The following is a 16,046-nucleotide window of genomic DNA, read 5'->3' as shown; positions in this document are numbered from 1 at the left end:
CGGATCAACCCTATTCGGCCCGGGCCATCCGAATATCAGGGTTGCGCCGGGGCTCCCGGCGCCGCCCTTGCAGTGACAGGTTCCTACTTCACCGCCGAGAAGGCAGTCGGCGTCAGGAGCTGGCTGACGATATTGCCGACGATCTGGCCGTCCGCTTCGCTCTCGGCGCGCGCTTTCATCCAGTCCGGATCGGTCATAAACTTGCCCCACTTCGTCTCGCGTTCGGCGAGTGACTCCCAGGCCAGGAAATAGGTGAGCTCCTGGTTGGATTCGCCGATCAGCGTGGTGAAGAACCCGGCCTGCCTGATGCCGTGCTTCTCCCACAGCTTCAGCGTCACCGTCTCGAACCGCTTCAAGAGCGCCGGCAGGCGGCCCGGCACGCAGCGATACTGACGCATTTCGTAGATCATTCATGTTCCTCCCTGAACAGGCCCGGCGGTTATAGCGGCTGGCCCCCACGGCGTCTTGAGCCCCGCCCGGCTGCCCCTGTGGCGTTCTGCGCATGGCTTGAGCTCCCGGCGCTGCGCCAGACTCCCGCAATGCTGCCGCAATGATCGGGCCGCTAGAAAGGCTCAGTTGCGGTTCAGGTGCCTGTCACATGCGGATTTTGCTGGTCGAAGATGAAGCGGAAATGGCCTGCGCGCTGGCCTCGGCGCTGAAGCGCTACGACATGGTGGTGGACCATGCGCCGACGCTGGCCGAGGCGGAGGAGGCCATTTCGGCCGACGTCCATGCCGCCGTCCTGCTCGACCGCCAGCTTCCTGACGGCGATGGCCTCGCTCTGATCCCAAAGCTCCGCGCGCGCGCCGACGGCGTGCCGATCATCGTCCTGACTGCGCGCGGCGAGCTCGCCGACCGCATCGCCGGGCTCGACGGCGGCGCCGATGACTATCTGGCAAAACCGTTTGCGGTCGAGGAGCTGCTGGCGCGGCTGCGCGCCGTGCTGCGGCGGCCCGCGGGCCTCTCCCCCGAAATCATCCGTGCCGGCCGCCTCGCCTTCGACCTCGGTCATCGCGAAGCCAGCATCGACGGCGCGCCGTTCGAGCTGCCCCGCCGCGAGCTGCTGGTGCTCGAAGCCCTGGTCCGCCGCATGGGCCGGACCGTGCTGCGCTCGGCACTGGAAGCGGCGGTCTACAATTTCGACGACGAGATCCAGTCCAACGCGCTCGACACGCATGTCTCGCGTCTGCGGCGCAAGCTCGCGGACGCCGACGCGGGCATCGAGATCCACGGCATTCGCGGCGTCGGCTATCTCCTCAAGAAACTGCCAGCCTGAAGAAGCTAAATGAGCAAACACGACGATCCCTATTGCCTGCGCTCGCGCTTGAGCTGGCGCCTGCTCTCGCTCCAGGCCGCGATCCTGGTCGCGCTGGTTGCGGTCGTCCTGGCCGGGCTGTGCGCCTCCGGCTTCGTGCTGGCCGAGCGCGACGAGGACCGCGTCATCGATGTCGTCCAGCGCGCGCTCGCGCGCGAGGCGCAAGGCGGACTGATCTTGCGACCGACCGCCGAGCTGCAGCAATTGCGCAACGAGACACCCGACCTCTGGTTCCTGGTCCGCGACAAGCAGGGACATTCGCTCAGCGAAGGCAACGTGCCGGCAGAATTCGCCGCGATCGGCAGCGGCCTCGACCAGATCAGCCAGGCGCGGCTCGGCTGGCAACTGTTCGAGGACGATCCGCGCAAGCCGGCTGCGCGGCTGAAGCGGGTCGACACCGATGCGGGCAATGTGCAGATCATCACGGCGACACAAGGACGTCTGACCGGCGCCAAGGCGCTGTTCACGACATCCCTTGCGTTCCTCGGCATCGCCCTGCCCGGCCTGCTCCTGATGGGAACGGCAACGTTCATCGCGACGCCGATGATCGTGCAGCGCGCGTTCAGGGGGCTCGATACCGCGGCGAACGAGGCGCGACGCATCGATATCCACCAGCGCGGCGCGCGGCTCCCCGTCGAGCGCATCCCGCTGGAGGTCGTGCCGCTGGTGACCGCGATCAACGATGCGCTGGCGCGGCTCGACCAGGGCTATGCCCGCCACAAGCGCTTCGTCGCGGACGCCGCACATGAGCTGCGCACGCCGATCGCGATCCTGAACACGCGGCTGGAGTCGCTTAGCCCCGGTCCGGACAAGACCCGCCTGCTGGAGGATGCCGCGCGGCTTGCGACGCTTGCCGAGCAATTGCTCGATATCCAGCGGCTCGATCGCTGCGGCCATCCCTTCACGCGCGTCAATCTCGCCGCCGTTGCGCAAAGCGTCGCCGCGGACCTCGCCCCGCTGGCGATCGCCGCCGGTTACGAGCTGGCGCTCGATGCGCCGGCGACACCGGTCGAGACGATCGGCGATGCGGCGGCGCTGGAACGCGCACTGACCAATCTCGTGCAGAATGCGATCCAGCATGGCCCGCGCCGCGGCACGATCGGGATTCGCGTCAGCGGCCCTGCGTGCATCGAGGTCACCGATGAAGGCGCCGGCATTCCCGCCGATCAGCGCGAGCAGATCTTCGAGCCGTTCTATCGGCTGACCCCGCTCGATCGCGGTGCAGGCCTCGGCCTCAACATGGTGCGCGAGATCGTGCAGCTGCATGGCGGCCACGTCTCGGTGGCGGACGGGCCGGAAGGCGGCGCCTGTTTCCGGATGACGCTGCCGGAAGTGCGGCAGAGCTGATTCAATTCGCATTCGCGCCTCATAGCGCAATGCTGTCGCAATGCGCTCCCGCGACACTGCATCCGTCGCACCTCCTTTGAGGTGCAAACCAAGATGCCGGAGTGCGCATGCCCAACGATTTCCTTTCGTTCTTCCTGTCCTGGATGTCGTCCCCGCGTCGGGTCGGCGCGATCGCACCATCGGGTGCGGCGCTCGCCGACCTCATCACGCGCGAGATCAGTGCAACGACGGGGCCAATTCTCGAGCTCGGTCCCGGCACCGGCGCATTCACCTACAAGCTGCTCAAACGAGGGGTCCGGCCGCAGGATCTCACGCTGATCGAATACGGCTCCGACTTCATGAAGCTCCTGCAGATGCGCTTTCCCGGGTCGCGCGTGCTGTGGATGGACGCGGCGCGGCTCGCGGCCGAGCGCCTCTATGACGGTGCTCCCGTGGGCGCGGTCGTGAGCGGCCTGCCGCTGCTCAACATGTCCAGGCGCAAGGTTATCTCGATCCTCAGCGGCGCGTTCAGCTATGTCCGTCCCGGTGGCGCCTTCTACCAGTTCACCTATGGCATGAACTGCCCGGTGCCGCGGCCCATGCTCGATCGGCTCGGCCTGCGCGCAAAGCTGGTGGATCGCGCCTTGCTGAACGTGCCGCCAGCGGCCGTCTACAGGCTGACGCGACGGCCGCAGATGAAGCTGATCACGGGATCGTTTGCGCCTGAACCGTCAGCGCGGGTCGCACTGGCGCCGATGCATCACGCGTGCGACTACTCCGCCGCGCGCTGAACCATCACACCAGCCGGCTCTGCACCATCGCCGCCTGAATGAACGAGGCAAACAGCGGGTGCGGCTCGAACGGCCGCGACTTCAGTTCGGGGTGGAACTGGACGCCGATGAACCAGGGGTGATCCTCGTACTCGACGATCTCAGGCAGCACGCCGTCGGGCGAGAGACCCGAGAATTTCAGGCCATGCTGCTCGAGGCGATCCTTGTAGGCGGTGTTCACTTCGTAGCGGTGGCGGTGGCGCTCGGAAATCTCGGTCGCGCCGCCATAGACCTGCGACACACGGCTGCCGCGGTTGAGCGCGGCGGGATAGGCGCCAAGCCGCATCGTGCCGCCGAGATCGCCGGCCTGCGAGCGCTTCTCGAGCTCGTTGCCGCGCAGCCATTCCGTCATCAGGCCGACCAGCGGCTCCTTGGTCGGGCCGAACTCGGTGGAGTTGGCATCCTCGATGCCGACGAGGTTTCGCGCGGCCTCGATCACCGCCATCTGCATGCCGAAGCAGATGCCGAAATACGGCACGTCGCGCTCGCGTGCGAACTGCGCCGCCTTGATCTTGCCCTCCGCACCGCGCTGGCCGAATCCGCCCGGCACCAGGATGCCGTTGACGTGCTCGAGGAACGGCGCGGGATCTTCCTTCTCGAAGATCTCGCTCTCGATCCAGTCGAGATTGACCTTCACTTTGTTGGCGATGCCGCCATGCGAGAGCGCCTCGATCAGCGACTTATACGCATCCTTCATGCCGGTGTACTTGCCGACGATGGCGATGGTGACGTTGCCTTCGGGATTGCGGATGCGCTCGTTGATCTGCTGCCAGCTCTTGAGCACCGGCGGGATCCGCGATCCGATGCCGAAGGCGGCAAGCACTTCGTCGTCGAGGCCTGCGTTGTGATAGGCCTCAGGGACAGCGTAGATGCTGTCGGCGTCGCGCGCTTCGATCACGGCGCTTTCGCGCACGTTGCAGAACAGGCCGAGCTTGCGCCGCTCCTCCTTCGGGATCTCGCGATCGGTACGGCAGAGCAGGATGTCCGGCTGGATGCCGATCGAGCGCAGCTCCTTCACGGAGTGCTGCGTCGGCTTGGTCTTCAATTCGCCGGCGCTCGGAATGTACGGCAGCAGCGTCAGGTGGATATAGACGGCGTGATCGCGCGGCAGCTCGTTCTTGAGCTGGCGGATCGCCTCGAAGAACGGCAGGCCTTCGATGTCGCCGACGGTGCCGCCGATCTCGACCAGCACGAAATCGTAATCGTCATTGCCGTCGAGGACGAATTCCTTGATGGCGTTGGTGACATGCGGAACCACCTGGATGGTCGCGCCGAGATAATCGCCGCGGCGCTCCTTGGTGATGATGTCCTGGTAGATGCGCCCCGTCGTGATGTTGTCGGCCTTGGTCGCCGGCCGGCCGGTGAAGCGCTCGTAGTGACCGAGGTCGAGATCGGTCTCCGCGCCGTCATCGGTCACGAACACTTCGCCGTGCTGATACGGCGACATCGTCCCGGGATCGAGGTTGAGATAGGGATCGAGCTTGCGGAGGCGGACCTTGTAGCCCCGGGCCTGCAGCAGGGCACCGAGTGCCGCTGAAGCCAGACCCTTGCCGAGCGAAGAAACCACGCCGCCGGTGATGAATATGTACCGCGCCATGGGACTTAACCTCTAATCCCTCGAATTCGATTCGCCAAAGCGATTCGTCTTCCGCCCCAAAGATTTTGCGGGCCTGTGGGTGAGCCAGAACTAAGAGTGGTGACAGTGCCTTGATGGGGATTGTTGATGCAGGACGGTAGCCACCGCCCTGCATGGCCCCCCTGCTTTATTGCGAGCGCGGTACCTGCGGGCCGGTCGGAGCCGGCGCCTGCTGCTGCTCGTCGGCCTTCTTCAGCGAATCCAGGATGCCGCCCGAGGTCGGCGGCGCGATCGGCGATCCGCCGGCCGGCTGGCCCTGCGACGCCGGCGTGCCGATGATCGACGACGGCGCGCGGCTGTAGCCCGCGTGCCAGGACAGGAACATGCTGGTCAGGAAGAAGCCCGCAGCCAGAATCGCGGTGGTCCGCGTCAGGAGGTTCGCGGTGCCGCGGCTGGACATGAAGCCCGCGCCGCCGCCCATGCCGAGGCCGCCGCCTTCCGACTTCTGGAGCAGGACGGCGCCGATCATGACGGCGACGATCATGAGGTGAATGACGATGACAACGGTCTGCATAGTGTCCTTCCGTCACAAGCGGGCGGCGCCTGACGGCGGCCGATCGCGCTTCGCGGGCTTTCCTGAAGTTGCGCGGTGTTACACGATCGGAGGGGGTATTGCCACCCCCGATCGGTCCAAGACTTAGCTTAGGACTGCCAAAGCTTTGGGTTAGCTAGGGACAGCCCTTGGCAATGGCAAGGAAATCGGCCGCTTTCAGGCTGGCGCCGCCGACCAGCGCGCCGTTGACGTTCTTCACGGCCATCAGCTCGGCCGCGTTCGAGGGCTTGACCGAGCCACCGTAGAGGATCCGCATCCTGGCGCCATCGGCCTTGAACCGGGAGGTCAGGAGTTCCCGGATAAACCCATGAATCTGCTCGACATCCTGGGCCGTAGGAGTCAGGCCGGTGCCGATCGCCCAGACCGGCTCATAGGCCACGACCAGATTGGCGGCGGTCGAGGCATCCGGGAGCGAGCCCTGGAGCTGACCGCGGAGGATGTCCAGGGTCTGGCCGGCGTCGCGCTGGCCTTGCGTCTCGCCGATACAGACGATCGCCGTGACCCCCGCCCGCCAGGCCGCTTCGGCCTTCTGCCTGACGAGGGCGTCACCCTCGCCGTGATCGGCGCGACGCTCGGAATGGCCGACGATAATGGCGGTCGCGCCCGCATCCGCCAGCATTTCGGCGGCGATATCGCCGGTATGGGCACCGGATGCCTTCGGATGGCAGTCCTGCGCCCCCACCGCAAGTTTCTTGCCGCGTGCCTTCTCGGCGAAGGCGGCAACCAGGGTCGCCGGCGGGCAGACCAGCAGGTCGGCCTTGGCGACCACATCTGCCGCGCCATTGAGCATGGCGTCGAATTCGGCAGCCTGGGCCTTCAGGCCGTTCATTTTCCAATTGCCGGCGATCAGCGGTCGGATGGCGTCGGTCATGTCAATTTCCAGCGATATGAGGGTTTGTTCATGCGCTAGCAGAGGACCTGCCGCAGTTCCAGATTCTTGTTCTGACGCGTTTTCCTGACAGAAAACGCTTTGGGGCTTTTAACCGCAGCTTCTCGCCGTCGCATGACCTGAGGTTGCGGGGGGAAAGCCGCCACTTTATGATGATCTATCAATTTGGTGACGCGCTTTTGCGGAATCTGCATTAAGACGCGCTCCCGTTCCCCTCCTGACCAAACAAGTTGGACCAAATGCTTCGAGGAATGCGCAAGGCCTCATCGAACTGGCTCGGCAAGACCATTATGGCCGTGGTGATGGGCGTGTTGATCGTCAGTTTCGGCATTTGGGGCATCGCCGACATCTTCAAGGGCTTCGGACAGTCCACCGTGGCCAAGATCGGCAGCACCGAGATCTCGCTGAACGAGTTCCGGCAGATCTACACCGACCGCCTGCAGCAGATCAGCCGCCAGTTCGGCCGGCCGCTGACGCCCGACCAGGCCCGTGCCTTCGGCCTCGACCGGCAGGTGCTGCAGCAGACCATTGCTGAAGCCGCCCTCGACGAAGAGGCGCGCCGTCTCGGGCTCGGCCAGTCCGACGAGCAGATCCGCCAGGTCATCATGAACGACCCCAACTTCAAGGGCGTCGGCGGCAACTTCGATGCAAACCGCTTCCAGGCCATGATCCGCAATTTCGGCTACACCGAGCAGCGCTACGTCGCCGACCAGCGCAAGGTGTCGCTGCGTCGGCAGATCACCGGCACGATCGGCGCTGGCCTCGAGCCGCCGAAGGCCATGATCGATGTGCTGACGCGCTTCCAGAACGAGCAGCGCTCCATCGAGTTCATCAGGCTCGACACCGCCCAGGCAGGTACCATCGACGCGCCCTCGCCCGAGGCGCTCGCCGCCTATTTCGAGGACCACAAGGTCCAGTTCCGCGCGCCCGAATTTCGCAAGATCGCCTTCGTCGTGATCTCGCCGGAGGAGATCGGCAAATGGACCGAGGTCTCCGACGAGGACGCCAAGAAGCTGTTCGAGCAGCGCAAGGACCGGCTCGGCACGCCTGAGAAGCGCCGGATCCACCAGATCGTGTTTCCCAATGAAGCTGAGGCAAAGACCGCGCGCGAGCGGCTCGCTGGCGGCATGTCGTTCGAGGATCTCGGCAAGGAGCGCGGGCTGAGCACCTCCGACGTCGACCTTGGACTGGTGACCAAGTCGGCGCTCGACCCTGCGGTCGGCAATGCTGCCTTCGCGCTTCCAGCCGGTGAGATCAGCCAGCCGGTCCAGGGCGCTCTTGGCACCTCCATCGTCAAGGTCGACAAGATCGAGCCGGGCAATGAGGCCGACTATGCGAAGCTTGCCGGCGACATCAAGCGCGAGATCGCGGCCGACCGCGCGCGCGTCAAGGTCGCCGAACTCCGCGACAAGATGGAAGACGAGCGCGGCGGCGGCTCCAGCGTGATCGACGCGGCGCAGAAGCTCGGCCTCACCGCCGTGACCATCGACGCCGTCGACCGCTCCGGCCGCGCCCCGAATGGCCAGCCGGTGGCCAACATCCCGCAGGGCCTCGACGTGGTGTCGCAGGCCTTCAACACCGATGTCGGCGTCGACAACGACGCGATCTCGTTCAAGGGCGGCTATGTCTGGTATGACGTGATTGCCATCACGCCGTCGCGCGACCGCAACCTCGACGAGGTCCGCGACCAGGTCGAGGCGCGCTGGCGCCAGGACCAGATCGCGACCAAGCTGAAGGCCAAGGCAACCGAGATGGTGCAGAAGCTCGAAGCGGGCGGCAAGCTCGCGGATGAGGCGGCCGCCATCGGCGCCAAGGTCGAGACCGCGACCGGCTTCAAGCGCGACGACTCGCCCGCCGGCGTGCCCGGCACCGTCGTGGCGGCCGCATTCCGCACCGTCAAGGACGGCGTCGGACAGACGCCCGTGAGCGGCGGCAGCGAGGTGATCGTGTTCCGCGTCACCGACATCATCGATCCCGCGGTCGATGCCGCCTCCGACGCGGTCAAGAAGCTGAAGGACAGCCTCGACCGTGCCCAGATCGAGGAGCAGGTCGCCGCCTACGTCAACAAGCTTGAAACCGACATCGGGACCACCATTAATCAGGCCGCCTTCGCGCAGGTGACCGGCGCGAACCAGTGAGTTGAAAGCACGCGATGGACGACCTGAAATCGATCATTGGAAAAGTGGCGACCGGCGCCAGCCTGTCGCGTGACGAAGCCGCTTCCGCCTTCGACGCCATGATGTCGGGCGAGGCTACGCCCTCGCAGATGGGCGGCCTGTTGATGGCGCTGCGGGTGCGCGGCGAGACCGTGGACGAGATCACCGGCGCGGTCGCGGCGATGCGCTCCAAGATGCTGACCGTGACGGCGCCGCCCGACGCCGTCGACATCGTCGGCACCGGCGGCGACGGCTCCGGCTCGGTCAACGTCTCGACCTGCGCCTCCTTCATCGTTGCAGGCGCCGGCGTGCCGGTGGCCAAGCACGGCAACCGCGCGCTGTCGTCGCGCTCGGGCGCTGCCGACGTGCTGGCTTCGCTCGGGGTGAAGATCGACCTCAAGCCGGAGCAAGTCGGGCGCTGCGTACGTGAATGCGGCATCGGCTTCATGTTCGCTCCCGCCCACCATCCCGCCATGAAGAACGTCGGCCCGACGCGGGTCGAGCTCGCCACGCGCACCATCTTCAACCTGCTCGGCCCTCTGTCCAACCCGGCCGGCGTGAAGCGGCAGATGGTCGGCGTGTTCTCCAGGCAATGGGTGCAACCGCTGGCGCAGGTGCTCAAGAACCTCGGCTCCGAATCCGCCTGGGTGGTGCACGGCTCCGACGGTCTCGACGAGATCACCCTCACCGGCCCGACCTTCGTGTCCGCGCTCCACAATGGCGAGATCAAGAATTTCGAAGTGACACCGGAGGAAGCCGGGCTCTCGCGCTGCGAGACCGGTGCGCTCAAGGGCGGCGACGCCGACGCCAATGCGATCGCGCTGCAAAGCGTGCTCAACGGCAAGCCGAGCCCCTACCGCGACGTGGCGCTGATGAACGCCGCCGCCGCACTGGTCGTGGCCGGCCGTGCCAAGGACCTCAAGGAGGGCGTTGCGATCGGCGCAAAATCGCTCGACAGCGGCGCGGCGAACGCGCGGCTGAAGCACCTGATCGCGGTCTCCAACGGCTGAGCCTGACATGTCGGACATCCTGACCAAGATCGAGGCGTACAAGCGCGAGGAGATCGCCGCCGCCAAGCGCGCGCAGCCGCTGTCGGCGGTGGAGGCGAAGGCCAAGACGCAGCCCGCTGCACGCGGCTTCGTGCGTGCGATCAGGGCCAAGCATGCCAACGGCGACTACGCGCTGATCGCCGAGGTCAAGAAGGCCTCGCCGTCGAAGGGATTGATCCGCGCGGATTTCGATCCGCCGCTCCTCGCCAGGGCCTATGAGGCCGGCGGCGCCGCCTGCCTTTCGGTGCTGACCGACACGCCCTCGTTCCAGGGCCATCTCGACTTCATGGTGGCTGCGCGCGCGGCGACCTCGCTGCCGGTGCTGCGCAAGGATTTCATGTTCGACATCTATCAGGTGGCGGAAGCGCGCGCGCATGGCGCCGACTGCATCCTGATCATCATGGCCGCGCTCGACGACGCCACCGCCAAGGACCTCGAAGACGCGGCCCTCGCGTACGGCATGGATGTGCTGATCGAGATCCACGACCGCGCCGAGCTCGACCGCGCGCTAAAACTGCGTTCGCCGATGATCGGCGTGAACAACCGCAATTTGCGCACCTTCGAGACCACGCTCGCGACCAGCGAGACGCTGGCGCCGCTGATCCCCGAGGGGCGGCTGATGGTCGGCGAAAGCGGCATCTTCACCCCGGCTGATCTCGCCCGGCTCGAGCGCGTCGGCATGTCGACCTTCCTGGTCGGCGAGAGCCTGATGCGGCAGGCCGACGTCACCGCGGCCACGCGCACGCTGCTCGCGCGCGAGACCGGCGCGCGCGCGACCGGTACGCGCTGACATGGCGCGCAAGGCTTCCACGACCAAGCCATCGAAGACCAAGGCCGGGCCTGCCCTCACCCATATCGGCGCCTCCGGCGAAGCGCGGATGGTGGACGTCTCGGCCAAGCCCGCGACCGAGCGGCTCGCGGTCGCTGAAGGCCGTGTCGTCATGACCAGGGCGACGCTCGATCTGATCGTCTCGGGCAACGCCAAGAAGGGCGACGTGCTCGGCACCGCGCGCATAGCCGGCATCATGGCCGCGAAGCGCACCTCCGAGCTGATCCCGCTCTGCCATCCGCTCGCGCTGTCCAAGGTCACCGTCGACATCGAGCCGGACGCGAAATTGCCGGGATGTCTCGTGCGCGCCAGCGTCAAGGTGACAGGTCCGACCGGCGTCGAGATGGAGGCGCTCACGGCCGTGTCGGTCGCCTGCCTCACGATCTACGACATGATCAAGGCAGTCGAGCGCGGCGTCCGCATCGAGGGCATCCATCTCGTCGAGAAGCTCGGCGGCAAGTCCGGCCATTACCGCGCCTAGCACTCGCTCGAAGCGCTCTGGTGCACGCCTATTTCAGCGACGTGCTGATCGATCCGAATTTCAGCTTCAGCGTCGAGCCGAGATTGTTGACCACGGCGATGATCGCAAGCGCGATGCCGGCGGCGATCAGGCCGTATTCGATCGCGGTCGCACCGGATTCGTCGGCAATGAAGTTCTTCAAAACGGTTTTCATGATCAACTCCTCACTGTGTCGTCGGCAGGCATGTTCGCAAATCGCGTGCCAATGGCGACTTGAGGATCGCCAACGCCTTAGATGGTTAAGCCTTGGTTGAACTTGATCCAGCCGGCAGGAACTGACCGGCATCGCAGGTGTCTTGCGGCAATTCCTGCACGGCTTGCACGCCGCGTATCGATCGCTTTTGTGTGCGGCGATTCATGTCGCGTTAACCGCGCTTCCTAACTTCGCCTCCATACCGTTCCCGTAAACCAACGGATGTCTTGAGGATCAAGAATTGATCCTGGCGTGTGCGCGGCAACAATCGACATGATGACGAAATACGGCAGTCGCCTCTTTGACCAGGCCTTCGTGCGCAGCGGACCGATCCGCTGGCTGGTCGTGGGCGGCGCGCTGCTGATCGCCGCAATTGCCGTCGGCGCGACGCTGATGGCGCAGAATTTCCGCGAACGCGCGCTGCGCAATTCCGGCCGCGAGCTGGAAAACACCGTGCTGATGCTGGCCCATCATTTCGATCAGCAATTGCAGGATTTCGCGGTCATCCAGAAGGATTTCGTCGGCCACGTCCGCGCGATCGGGGTTTCCAGCGCGGAAGACTATCGCAAGCGTCTCTCGGGTGAGGACATCCACCGGATGCTGCGTTCGAAGATCGAGGCGCTGCCTTACATCGGCGGCGTCAACATCATCGATGCCGACGGCAACGTGATCAACTCGTCGACGGCATGGCCGGCGCCCAAGGTGAACGTCGCCGATCGCGCCTATTTCCGCACCTTCAAGTACGATCCCTATTCGCCTGATGTCCTGATCGAGCCACTGCACAGCCGCATCTCCGGCGCCTGGACCATCCTGCTCGTCCGCAAGATCGTGGGCCCGAACGGCGAGTTCATGGGCGTGGTCGGCCGCGGCATCGAGCCTGCCAATTTCGAGAAGTTCTTCGAGTCCGTCGTGCTCGGAGAAGGCGCGACGATCTCGATGCTGCATCGTGACGGCACGCTGCTCGCCCGCTATCCCCATTCCAGCGAATTGATGGGGCGGAATTTCAAGACCGGTTCCTTCGCGCAGCAGCGGGTCTTCGGGCTCGATCACTTCGCAGGACGCTTCATGAGCCCGATCGACGGCGACGACCGCCTGATCGCCTCGCACGCCCTGCCCCACTTCCCGATCCTGATGATGGCCACCACGACACGCGCGGCGGCCTTGACCGACTGGCGTGAGCAGATCGGCATCCTGATCTCGGTCGCCGCCTCTTCCGCGCTCGCCATCGCCGGCGTTCTGATCGCGATCGTGCGCAAGCTTCTGGAGCAGCACCGCCTCTCCAGGGAGCGGCTGACGCTGGAGAAGCAACGCCTCGACCGCGCCGTCAACAACATGACCCAGGGCTTGCTGCTGTTCGGCGCGGACCGCCGGCTCGTGGTGTGCAACCAGCGCTATATCGACATGTACGGCCTGTCGGCCGCCGTGGTGACGCCGGGCTGCAGCTTCCACGACATCATCGCCCATCGCAAGACGACCGGCTCGTTCACCGGCGACGTCGATCAATATGTCGAACGCGTGCTGCGCGACATCCATGTGCGCAATTCCATGGTGGTGGACACCGCGGACGGCCGCTCGATCCAGGTTCTCAACGAGCCGCTCGCGGACGGCGGCTGGGTGGCGACGCACGAGGACATTACCGAGCGCCGGCGCATCGAGGAGCGCATCATCCATCTTGCCCATTACGACGCGCTGACCGATCTGCCCAACCGCGCCATGTTCCACGAGCATCTGAGGCAGGAGCTGGCCGCCATCGCCGACGGCGAAGAGGTCGCGGTGCACTATATCGACATCGACGAGTTCAAGGGCGTCAACGACGCGCTCGGCCATCTCGTCGGCGACGAGCTGCTGAAATTGGTCGCAACCAGCCTCAGCCGCTGCGCCGGCCCGACCGATTTCGTGGCGCGGCTCGGCGGTGACGAATTTGCCATCGTGCAGAGCGCGGTGACGTCGCCGGACCAGGTCAACGATCTCGTCGCCCGGGTCTTTCAGGCCATCCGCACGCCGTTCGACTGCATGGGTCATCATCTCACCAGCGACGCCAGCATTGGCATCGCGCTGGCGCCGGGACACGGCACGGCGCTGGACCAGATCCTGAAGAACGCGGACCTTGCGATGTACGCCGCCAAATCCGCAGGACGCCGCACCTACCGCTTCTTCGAGCCCGAGATGGATGCCAAGGTCCGCGAGCGGCGGCAGCTCGATATCGACCTGCGCCACGCCATCGCCCATGGCGAGCTCGAGGTCTATTACCAGCCCTGTCTCGGCCTGAAGGACGACCGCATCACCGGCTGCGAGGCGCTGGTACGCTGGCGCCATCCCGAGCGCGGCATGGTCTCGCCGGCCGAGTTCATCCCGATCGCCGAAGACACCGGTCTCATCAACGAGATCGGCGAATGGGTGCTGGCGACCGCCTGCCGGGATGCGGCCGGCTGGCCCGACGACATCCGCCTTGCCGTCAACGTCTCGCCGGTGCAGTTCAAGAGCGGCACGCTGGCGCTGAAGATCATGGCGGCGCTCGCCGCCTCCAACCTGCCGGCGAGCCGGCTCGAGCTCGAAATCACCGAAGCGGTGCTGATTCGTGACGATGATACGGCGCTTGCGATCCTGCACCAGCTCCGCGCCATCGGCGTGCGTATCGCGCTCGACGATTTCGGCACCGGCTATTCCTCGCTGAGCTATCTGCACCGCTTCCCGTTCGACAAGATCAAGATCGACCGCTGCTTCGTCGACGACATCGCCGGGCCCGACGGCTCCGCCAGCATCGTCCAGGCCGTCGTCAACCTGGCGACCGCGCGCCGCATGACCACCACGGCCGAGGGTGTCGAGACCGAGGAGCAGCAGCGCCTGCTCCGCGCGCTCGGCTGCTCCGAGATGCAGGGTTACCTGTTCAGTGCCGCCAAGCCCGCCGACAAGATGCTGGAGCTGTTCGCGCTGCATCGCAGCCGGCTCGCCCGGCGCGAAGGCAGCGAGAGCCGCCGGCGCGAGGCCGGTTAGGTCGGAATGTCGCGAACATAGCCCGGATGGAGCGAAGCGTAATCCGGGGCCGATCGTTCGCCGCGACAGGGACCCGGATTGCGCTGCGCTCCATCCGGGCTACAGATCACTGCGACAGCCCCCCAAAACAGAATCGCCCGGGAGCGGTCATCCACTCCCGGGCGATCGATGTCTGGAGATCGTAAGATTCTAGTTCGGCACCGCAGCCTTCGGCGCCGGCTTTGCGGCGACTGCGTTCGCGGTGACGCCGTGCAGGAAGTCGTAAGCCGCGTGCAGGGCCTTGTCGTCCTTCTCTTCCGGCGGGACATAGGATTGCGATCCGGTCTGCTCGGTGCCGTCGGCGGCTTGCAGATGGCCGCGCATCTGGGACTCCGCCATGGTGTCCATCCGGCCCTTCAACTCGGGCGGCACGTCCTGGAGGATCTCGATGTCGGGCGCGATGCCCTGGGCCTGGATCGAGCGGCCCGACGGCGTGTAGTAGCGCGCTGTGGTCAGCGCCAGCGCGCCGTTGCCGGAGCCGAGCGGGATGATGGTCTGCACCGAGCCCTTGCCGAATGAGCGCGTGCCGATGATCGTGGCACGCTTGTGGTCATGCAGCGCACCGGCCACGATCTCCGAGGCCGAAGCCGAGCCGCCGTTGACCAGGATCACGAGCGGCTTGCCCTTGGTGAGGTCGCCGCCATGCGCGGTGAAGCGCTGGGTCTCTTCCGGATTGCGGCCGCGCGTCGAGACGACCTCGCCGCGCTGCAGGAAGGCGCTCGACACCGACACGGCCTGGTCGAGCAATCCGCCCGGATTGTTGCGCAGGTCCATCACGTAGCCGACCAGCTTCTCCTGCGGCACCTGCTTGGAGATCGCCGCGATCGCCTTCTTCAGGCCGTCGGTGGTCTGCTCGTTGAACGAGGTGACGCGGATATAGCCGATGTCGCCATTCTCGACATGGAAGCGGACGGGGCGCACATGAATGATCTCACGCGTGATCGCGACGTCGAGCGGAGCGTCCGCGCCCTTGCGCACGATGGTGAGCTTGGTCTTGGTGTCGACCGGGCCCTTCATCTTGTTGACGGCCTGCTCGAGCGTCATGCCCTGCACGGCCTCGCCGTCGATCTTGCTGATGAGGTCGCCGGACATGATGCCGGCCTTCGAGGCCGGCGTGTCGTCGATCGGCGAGACGACCTTGACGAGGCCCTCCTCCATCGTGACCTCGATGCCGAGGCCGCCGAACTCGCCGGAGGTGGTCTCCTGCATCTCGGTCCAGGCCTTGTCGTTCATGTAGCGCGAATGCGGATCGAGCGCGGTCACCATGCCGGTGATCGCGCCTTCGATCAGCTTGGAATTGTCCGGCTTCTCGACATAGCTGGCCTTCACGCGCTCGAACACTTCGCCGAACAGGTTTAGCTTGGAATAAGCATCGTCCGCGCCCGCCGCCGCCCTCGCCGCCCATAGCCCGCCCTGCGGACCGGATACCAGAAGGGTCAGGCACACTCCGGTGAGCGCGCCAAGGGGGAACAGCAGGGATTTCCGCATGGATGGGTTAGCCTTCTTGCTCGGGGCTCGGGAGCCGCCATGCAAATGGCGATCCAGCCCGGTTCTCACAATACCATTCAGGTTTCTTCAAGGCCGGCCCGCAACGCCGGCGGGGCACTTGCAAAAATCCCTTCGTCCCGGCCTAAACTTTTGGCAACGTTCCGAAACCGTCTCGCGCGAAAGGCGGGAATCGGTCGGCCGGTCCGCGCCTCGCAGCTATGCGATTTTA

14 protein-coding genes are annotated in these 16,046 nt (G+C 65.7%); 8 read left to right on the top strand and 6 right to left on the bottom strand.

The genetic code is table 11. The annotated features are described in order from the left end of the window. Positions 1-83 precede the first annotated feature (83 nt). A complete protein-coding gene (locus XH79_RS05790) occupies positions 84-410 on the bottom strand; it encodes an NIPSNAP family protein (RefSeq protein WP_271581018.1) in 327 nt (108 codons plus the stop codon). A 188-nt stretch (positions 411-598) separates the two neighbouring features. Here XH79_RS05790 and XH79_RS05785 point away from each other — a divergent pair, with 188 nt between their 5' ends. From XH79_RS05785 to XH79_RS05775, 3 genes are all read left to right on the top strand, one after another. Beyond that, entirely contained in the window at positions 599-1,276 is a 678-nt protein-coding gene (locus XH79_RS05785) for a response regulator transcription factor (protein WP_271581017.1), read from the top strand. A 9-nt stretch (positions 1,277-1,285) separates the two neighbouring features. After that, positions 1,286-2,662: a sensor histidine kinase gene (locus tag XH79_RS05780; RefSeq protein WP_271581016.1), complete on the top strand. Its 1,377-nt coding sequence runs from the start codon at positions 1,286-1,288 to the stop codon at positions 2,660-2,662. Between the two features lie 107 nt (positions 2,663-2,769). After that, entirely contained in the window at positions 2,770-3,432 is a 663-nt protein-coding gene (locus XH79_RS05775; protein ID WP_271581015.1) for a class I SAM-dependent methyltransferase, read from the top strand. A gap of 4 nt (positions 3,433-3,436) precedes the next feature. Here the strand turns inward: XH79_RS05775 and XH79_RS05770 are convergent, their stop codons facing one another. From XH79_RS05770 to tpiA, 3 genes are all read right to left on the bottom strand, one after another. Then, positions 3,437-5,068 carry a CTP synthase gene (locus tag XH79_RS05770; protein WP_212336069.1) on the bottom strand — a complete coding sequence of 544 codons (1,632 nt, stop codon included), beginning with the start codon at positions 5,066-5,068 and terminating at the stop codon, positions 3,437-3,439. Positions 5,069-5,234: 166 nt separating this feature from the next. Then, positions 5,235-5,621, bottom strand: a complete 387-nt coding sequence (gene secG, locus XH79_RS05765; protein ID WP_028136194.1) for a preprotein translocase subunit SecG — start codon at positions 5,619-5,621, stop codon at positions 5,235-5,237. Positions 5,622-5,775: 154 nt separating this feature from the next. Then, complete coding sequence (tpiA, locus tag XH79_RS05760) at positions 5,776-6,531, bottom strand: triose-phosphate isomerase (RefSeq protein WP_271581014.1); 756 nt, start codon at positions 6,529-6,531, stop codon at positions 5,776-5,778. Between the two features lie 257 nt (positions 6,532-6,788). Here tpiA and XH79_RS05755 point away from each other — a divergent pair, with 257 nt between their 5' ends. Genes XH79_RS05755 through moaC form a run of 4 tightly spaced genes read left to right on the top strand, consistent with a single transcriptional unit; the run spans position 6,789 to position 11,064 of the window. Then, a complete protein-coding gene (locus tag XH79_RS05755) occupies positions 6,789-8,687 on the top strand; it encodes a SurA N-terminal domain-containing protein (protein WP_271581013.1) in 1,899 nt (632 codons plus the stop codon). A gap of 14 nt (positions 8,688-8,701) precedes the next feature. Beyond that, positions 8,702-9,715 (top strand): anthranilate phosphoribosyltransferase, encoded by a 1,014-nt coding sequence (gene trpD, locus XH79_RS05750; RefSeq protein ID WP_271581012.1) that lies wholly within the window; start codon positions 8,702-8,704, stop codon positions 9,713-9,715. Positions 9,716-9,722: 7 nt separating this feature from the next. Further along, entirely contained in the window at positions 9,723-10,544 is an 822-nt protein-coding gene (trpC, locus tag XH79_RS05745) for an indole-3-glycerol phosphate synthase TrpC (RefSeq protein WP_271581011.1), read from the top strand. Between the two features lies 1 nt (position 10,545). After that, positions 10,546-11,064, top strand: coding sequence for a cyclic pyranopterin monophosphate synthase MoaC (gene moaC, locus XH79_RS05740; RefSeq protein WP_018642268.1), 519 nt, complete (start codon positions 10,546-10,548; stop codon positions 11,062-11,064). A gap of 28 nt (positions 11,065-11,092) precedes the next feature. Here the strand turns inward: moaC and XH79_RS05735 are convergent, their stop codons facing one another. Then, positions 11,093-11,257 carry a Flp family type IVb pilin gene (locus XH79_RS05735; RefSeq protein WP_026311877.1) on the bottom strand — a complete coding sequence of 55 codons (165 nt, stop codon included), beginning with the start codon at positions 11,255-11,257 and terminating at the stop codon, positions 11,093-11,095. A 312-nt stretch (positions 11,258-11,569) separates the two neighbouring features. Here XH79_RS05735 and XH79_RS05730 point away from each other — a divergent pair, with 312 nt between their 5' ends. Beyond that, a complete protein-coding gene (locus XH79_RS05730) occupies positions 11,570-14,290 on the top strand; it encodes a bifunctional diguanylate cyclase/phosphodiesterase (RefSeq protein ID WP_271581134.1) in 2,721 nt (906 codons plus the stop codon). 189 nt (positions 14,291-14,479) lie between these two features. Here the strand turns inward: XH79_RS05730 and XH79_RS05725 are convergent, their stop codons facing one another. Beyond that, the gene (locus XH79_RS05725; RefSeq protein ID WP_271581010.1) at positions 14,480-15,817 is read right to left on the bottom strand and encodes a S41 family peptidase; all 1,338 of its coding nucleotides are present in this window, start codon (positions 15,815-15,817) and stop codon (positions 14,480-14,482) included. Positions 15,818-16,046 lie beyond the last annotated feature (229 nt).

Origin of the sequence: Bradyrhizobium sp. CCBAU 45389, assembly GCF_028128625.1 — a bacterium.
Taxonomy (GTDB): Bacteria; Pseudomonadota; Alphaproteobacteria; order Rhizobiales; family Xanthobacteraceae; genus Bradyrhizobium; species Bradyrhizobium liaoningense_B.
This window is presented reverse-complemented; position numbering and strand designations above follow the sequence as displayed.

Excerpts from the sequence above, each read along its gene's own strand:
- XH79_RS05790 (WP_271581018.1), bottom strand. The coding sequence starts at position 410 with ATGATCTACGAAATGCGTCAGTATCGCTGCGTGCCGGGCCGCCTGCCG.
- XH79_RS05785 (WP_271581017.1), top strand. The coding sequence starts at position 599 with ATGCGGATTTTGCTGGTCGAAGATGAAGCGGAAATGGCCTGCGCGCTG.
- XH79_RS05780 (WP_271581016.1), top strand. The coding sequence starts at position 1,286 with ATGAGCAAACACGACGATCCCTATTGCCTGCGCTCGCGCTTGAGCTGG.
- XH79_RS05775 (WP_271581015.1), top strand. The coding sequence starts at position 2,770 with ATGCCCAACGATTTCCTTTCGTTCTTCCTGTCCTGGATGTCGTCCCCG.
- XH79_RS05770 (WP_212336069.1), bottom strand. The coding sequence starts at position 5,068 with ATGGCGCGGTACATATTCATCACCGGCGGCGTGGTTTCTTCGCTCGGC.
- secG (WP_028136194.1), bottom strand. The coding sequence starts at position 5,621 with ATGCAGACCGTTGTCATCGTCATTCACCTCATGATCGTCGCCGTCATG.
- tpiA (WP_271581014.1), bottom strand. The coding sequence starts at position 6,531 with ATGACCGACGCCATCCGACCGCTGATCGCCGGCAATTGGAAAATGAAC.
- XH79_RS05755 (WP_271581013.1), top strand. The coding sequence starts at position 6,789 with ATGCTTCGAGGAATGCGCAAGGCCTCATCGAACTGGCTCGGCAAGACC.
- trpD (WP_271581012.1), top strand. The coding sequence starts at position 8,702 with ATGGACGACCTGAAATCGATCATTGGAAAAGTGGCGACCGGCGCCAGC.
- trpC (WP_271581011.1), top strand. The coding sequence starts at position 9,723 with ATGTCGGACATCCTGACCAAGATCGAGGCGTACAAGCGCGAGGAGATC.
- moaC (WP_018642268.1), top strand. The coding sequence starts at position 10,546 with ATGGCGCGCAAGGCTTCCACGACCAAGCCATCGAAGACCAAGGCCGGG.
- XH79_RS05735 (WP_026311877.1), bottom strand. The coding sequence starts at position 11,257 with ATGAAAACCGTTTTGAAGAACTTCATTGCCGACGAATCCGGTGCGACC.
- XH79_RS05730 (WP_271581134.1), top strand. The coding sequence starts at position 11,570 with ATGATGACGAAATACGGCAGTCGCCTCTTTGACCAGGCCTTCGTGCGC.
- XH79_RS05725 (WP_271581010.1), bottom strand. The coding sequence starts at position 15,817 with ATGCGGAAATCCCTGCTGTTCCCCCTTGGCGCGCTCACCGGAGTGTGC.